We start from the raw sequence: 4,054 nt of genomic DNA, 5'->3' as shown, positions 1-4,054 counted from the left end.
CGCTGCTTGAGGGCCTTGTTATAAGAGGGCCAGTTGGTGATTTTAAAATTTTGTTTTGCCATGGAGACCTGATTTTGAAACAACTGTGGTGATCTGCTCCGATGATTACCCAAAAGTTCTATTTATTCAACAAAGCCCGTGTTGCCTTCACTTGCGTCTATCGGCTGGTGGGCCCCGGTGTCGCTGGTCACTCTGCGCGCCATTCAAGGGTTTGCTGTCGGCGGCGAGTGGGGCGGTGCAGCGTTGCTTGCGGTAGAAAGTGCGCCGAAGAAGAAGAAAGCCTTTTACAGTAGCGGCGTGCAGGTCGGTTATGGTGTAGGCTTGTTGCTGGCGACAGGGTCTATTTCTGTCGTCAGTCATTGGACGGCCAACGAGGAGTTTGTGACCTGGGGCTGGCGGCTGCCGTTCCTGTTCAGCCTGATACTGGTTGCCATTGCCTGGTGGGTGCGTAACGGCATGGATGAATACCAGGAGTTTGAAGCCAATAAAACGCTGCAAGAACGCGCTAACAAACTGCGCTCTTTCCCTATTTTTGAAGCATTGCGCAAACATCCAAAAGCGTTTCTACTGATCATTGCCTTGCGCCTTGGCGAACTGTTGACGATGTATATCGTTACGGCCTTTGCGTTGAACTACTCAACCGCACATCTCGGTCTGTCGCGCGATATGTTCCTGAATATCGGTCTGCTGGTGGGGGCAATCAGCTGTTTCTCTATTCCCGCTTTCGCTTGGCTGGCTGACAGCTTCGGTCGTCGTCGTATCTATGTTACCGGAGCGCTGATCGGTGCGGCCAGTGCAGTTCCGTTCTTTATCGCGCTGGAGCATCACAACACGGTGCTGATCCTGCTGTTCGCTATTCTGCTGGCGAATGTCGCGCATGATATGATCGTCAGTGTACAGCAGCCGATGTTTACCGAACTGTTTGGTACCGCCTACCGCTATAGCGGTGCAGGCGTGGGTTATCAGGTCGCGAGCGTGGTGGGCGGTGGCTTTACGCCGTTTATCGCCGTGTTGCTGGTGACCGGGTTCTCCGGTGCTTGGTACGGCGTTGCGGGTTATCTGGCGATAGGGTGCCTGATCTCTGCCGTGGTCGGTATGAGTATGAAGCCGCAATCAACGGATTAAGAGCGAATAAAGACCGTAACGCGATAGTGCTGTACGTTACGGTCTCTTCCATTATTTTGCGCTAAGTTGGGCCTTAACCGCCTCGATCGCATCCAGCGCACACTGTTGGTCGATACTGCCCGAGGGCGCACCACCAATGCCAATCGCCCCAATGGTTTGATCCTCCACTTTTACCTGCACGCCACCCGCCAGTAATAAAAAGCCTAGAATATCATGCAGATTTTTCGCTTCAGCATTCGCCTGGGCGTTTTTCATCACGTTTTCCGTGGGCGCTGTCGTGGTGAGTGCGGTAAATGCCTTCATCCGGCTGGCTTCGAGGGTATGCGGGCCGGCGTTGTCCATGCGTTTGGCCAGCTTCACTACGCCAGCACGATCGACGATGGTTACCGCCACGTTCACATTCTTGGCGACGCAGGATTGGATGGCATGCTGTGCCAACTGTTCGGCCAGCGCAAAAGAAAGATTTTTCTCACTTAATACGCCATTGGCAAAGCTGGGAAAGGCGGTAATACCGCTGAAAAGTAGGGTGGTGATAAGAAGACGTTTCATCATGTCTGGCTCCTGTGGTCCTTGGAAGGTATTCGACAAGTAGAGCGTAACCAGAGTCGGTAGGAGGAACCATTCGCTTGATTACTCAAACCACTGCGTAATTTTACGGAGCTTTATCGATAAGTGATTGCCCAACATACAGTTTTATCAATTTTGCCAGCGAGTTTATTTCCAGTTTAGCAAACAGGTTGGCGCGGTGTGCTTCCACGGTGCGGGCGGAGAGCTCCAGATCTTTGGCGATCTCTTTGTTCGATTTCCCTTACATAATCAACGCCATCACTTCATTCTCGCGCGCGGAAAGCGTATTGAGCTTATCCCGTAACTGTGTGGCTGGTTGGCCTGCGTTTGAAACTGTGTCATCGCGCCAGAAACCGTTTCGAGCAGCAGATCCGCATCGATGGGCTTGGTTAAAAACTCGAAGGCACCACTTTTAAAGGAGCGTCGGCACAAATTGATATTGCCATGTCCTGTCATGATGATGACGGGGATATCCATGCAGCGTTGTTGCCACTCCTCCAATAGGGTGAGCCCTGTTTTGCCTGGCATAGGGTTGTGTGTGTCACCCGACGGTTGCCAGCAACGCGCTGAGTGAGTCGCGGATAGCGTCATCATCAATCAGATAAACACACCCTGTCATCGGTCCTGCTCCTCTGCGTTGAAAGGAAACCGCAGTGTGAATCGGGCTCCGCTGCCAGCGACATTTTCTGCGCTGATATCGCCGTTGAGACCCTGAACCAAGGTTTGGGTCAGCGCCATCCCGAGCCCTAATCCCCCCTGTCGGGTGGTGAAAAAGGGCAGAAAGACACTTTGTAGCGCCTGATCAGATAACCCCGGCCTGCCGTCCGTGAGGGTCAGTGTAATGCCCTTTTACGTTGGCTGCGCGGCGATCTCAACCCAGGCCGATGTTGGCGCGTTACTTTGCTGCGCTTGGATCGCATTGAGCAGCAGGTTATGCAGAATTTGCTCAACCCATTGTGGTGCGGCGAGAAACGGCGGCAGATCGTCGGGGATTTTGTTGATGATTTTCACTTTCCCGGCCTGCAACTCGTTTTCCAGCAGCATCAGCACCCGTGACCAGACAGGTTTCAGATTGACCGGCTGTAAGGGAACGTGGTCGCTGTACATTTTTTGGCGTAAATCGGTGAGCAGGGCGCTGATGCGTTTGGTTTGCACGACGGCGGCGTCGAGCAGAGGGGCGATCTCCGCGCTCCTTTCTTGTTTCAGCAAACTCAGGGCGGTTTGGTTATAACTCAGAATTGCAGTAAGCGGCTGATTCAGCTCATGTACCATACCTGCGGTAATCTCCCCCATGGTGTTGAGCCGGGTGAGTTCGGAAAACTGCGCACGTAAATCCGCCAGTATTCGTTGACGTTTATACATCAGATAGCGGCTGACAAACTCTACGACCATCGCCCAGAGTAGAGCAAACAACAGTACGCTGACCCAAGGCAGATTACGCCAGTCGGGATCGTTTCCTGCAGCAAGCTCAAACGGCTGAGAATCGCCCACCAGCGCTTTATGCCACTGCCAGTAAGGCGTTATTGCATCACCAAGCACCACCAGAGGGGTGTCATGCAAGTACAGACGCAAGGTACGAAATGCATTGCTCTGCGGCAGTGTGCTGAGTACCTTCTTGAGGTCGATCAGCAATGATACATGCTGGCCGTTTAACCAATAGGTGCCGTTGCACTCCAGTTGCGGCTCGGTAGCACTGAATTCCTGTGAGCGTGTTTTTAAGATAAGAATTTGGGGAAACGCTTTTTTGACCCTCTCGGGATCGCTGGCGGCGGAAAGCAGCGTCAGGATGACATCATGCTGAGACAGTTTGAGTGCCACATCACGATAAAGGATGCGGAACTCGGCGCTGTGTTCTTCATACTGCTGTTGCAGCGTATGAATGCTCAGGGCGAGAGCGGATAGGTCCGTCAAGAGTAAACAAATGGCGAACTTAAGCATGATGATGTCATTCGGGTTGAGTTAACGCCATGCGCATGGCTGAGAGAGTAACGCCGGGACATAGAACCACACTAGATGGAGGTTGTAAACCCGACCGCACTCAACCCGTCCGGCCGGAACCTCTGTTTAGCGAAAGCGGTCGACATCGTGAGCGGTGAGGCCGATGTCTTTGAGTTGGGCATCACTGAGTCGACGCAGTTCGCGCAGTACGGTGCGGCGTTTTAGCCAGTGACACCACCACCGAAACGGGGTGCGGATCGTGATATCAATACTCCGCGTTATTTGTACTAGCTCAGACCTGATCTGACAGTTACCGATTATTTATACAGGTGTCTGTCAGATTACATCTGGTTCAGATTCTTTTCTGCCCAGATCCGTTTTCCATCAAGTAAAGTGGCCATCGGCGTACGCCCGCAGCACATTT

At 52.8% G+C, this 4,054-nt stretch carries 4 protein-coding genes and 2 pseudogenes; 1 reads left to right on the top strand and 5 read right to left on the bottom strand.

Going from position 1 to position 4,054, the window contains the following annotated elements:
* Window positions 1-138: 138 nt before the first annotated feature.
* Window positions 139-1,125 (top strand): annotated as a pseudogene (gene shiA / locus QZ506_RS02680) (shikimate transporter); the annotation flags it as partial.
* Between the two features lie 51 nt (window positions 1,126-1,176).
* Here the strand turns inward: shiA and QZ506_RS02675 are convergent.
* From QZ506_RS02675 to QZ506_RS21425, 5 genes and pseudogenes are all read right to left on the bottom strand, one after another.
* Window positions 1,177-1,674: a heme-binding protein gene (locus QZ506_RS02675; RefSeq protein ID WP_291968882.1), complete on the bottom strand. Its 498-nt coding sequence runs from the start codon at window positions 1,672-1,674 to the stop codon at window positions 1,177-1,179.
* A gap of 103 nt (window positions 1,675-1,777) precedes the next feature.
* A pseudogene (locus QZ506_RS02670) lies at window positions 1,778-2,311 on the bottom strand (response regulator transcription factor).
* Window positions 2,308-2,529, bottom strand: coding sequence for an ATP-binding protein (locus QZ506_RS02665; RefSeq protein WP_291968881.1), 222 nt, complete (start codon window positions 2,527-2,529; stop codon window positions 2,308-2,310). The pseudogene QZ506_RS02670 and the gene QZ506_RS02665 overlap by 4 nt, the downstream one beginning before the upstream one ends.
* Window positions 2,530-2,541: 12 nt before the next feature.
* Window positions 2,542-3,630, bottom strand: a complete 1,089-nt coding sequence (locus QZ506_RS02660; protein WP_291968879.1) for a histidine kinase dimerization/phospho-acceptor domain-containing protein — start codon at window positions 3,628-3,630, stop codon at window positions 2,542-2,544.
* Between the two features lie 126 nt (window positions 3,631-3,756).
* Window positions 3,757-3,888, bottom strand: a complete 132-nt coding sequence (locus QZ506_RS21425; protein WP_367272960.1) for a DUF1127 domain-containing protein — start codon at window positions 3,886-3,888, stop codon at window positions 3,757-3,759.
* Between the last annotated feature and the right edge of the window lie 166 nt (window positions 3,889-4,054).

This window comes from Candidatus Symbiopectobacterium sp. (assembly GCF_020054415.1).
Classification (GTDB): Bacteria; Pseudomonadota; Gammaproteobacteria; order Enterobacterales; family Enterobacteriaceae; genus Symbiopectobacterium.
The sequence above is the reverse complement of the archived record's forward strand: the minus strand, read 5'-3'. Positions and strand labels throughout refer to the sequence as shown.

Coding starts and splice junctions, on each gene's coding strand:
- QZ506_RS02675 (WP_291968882.1), bottom strand. CDS start 1,674: ATGAAACGTCTTCTTATCACCACCCTACTTTTCAGCGGTATTACCGCC.
- QZ506_RS02660 (WP_291968879.1), bottom strand. CDS start 3,630: ATGCTTAAGTTCGCCATTTGTTTACTCTTGACGGACCTATCCGCTCTC.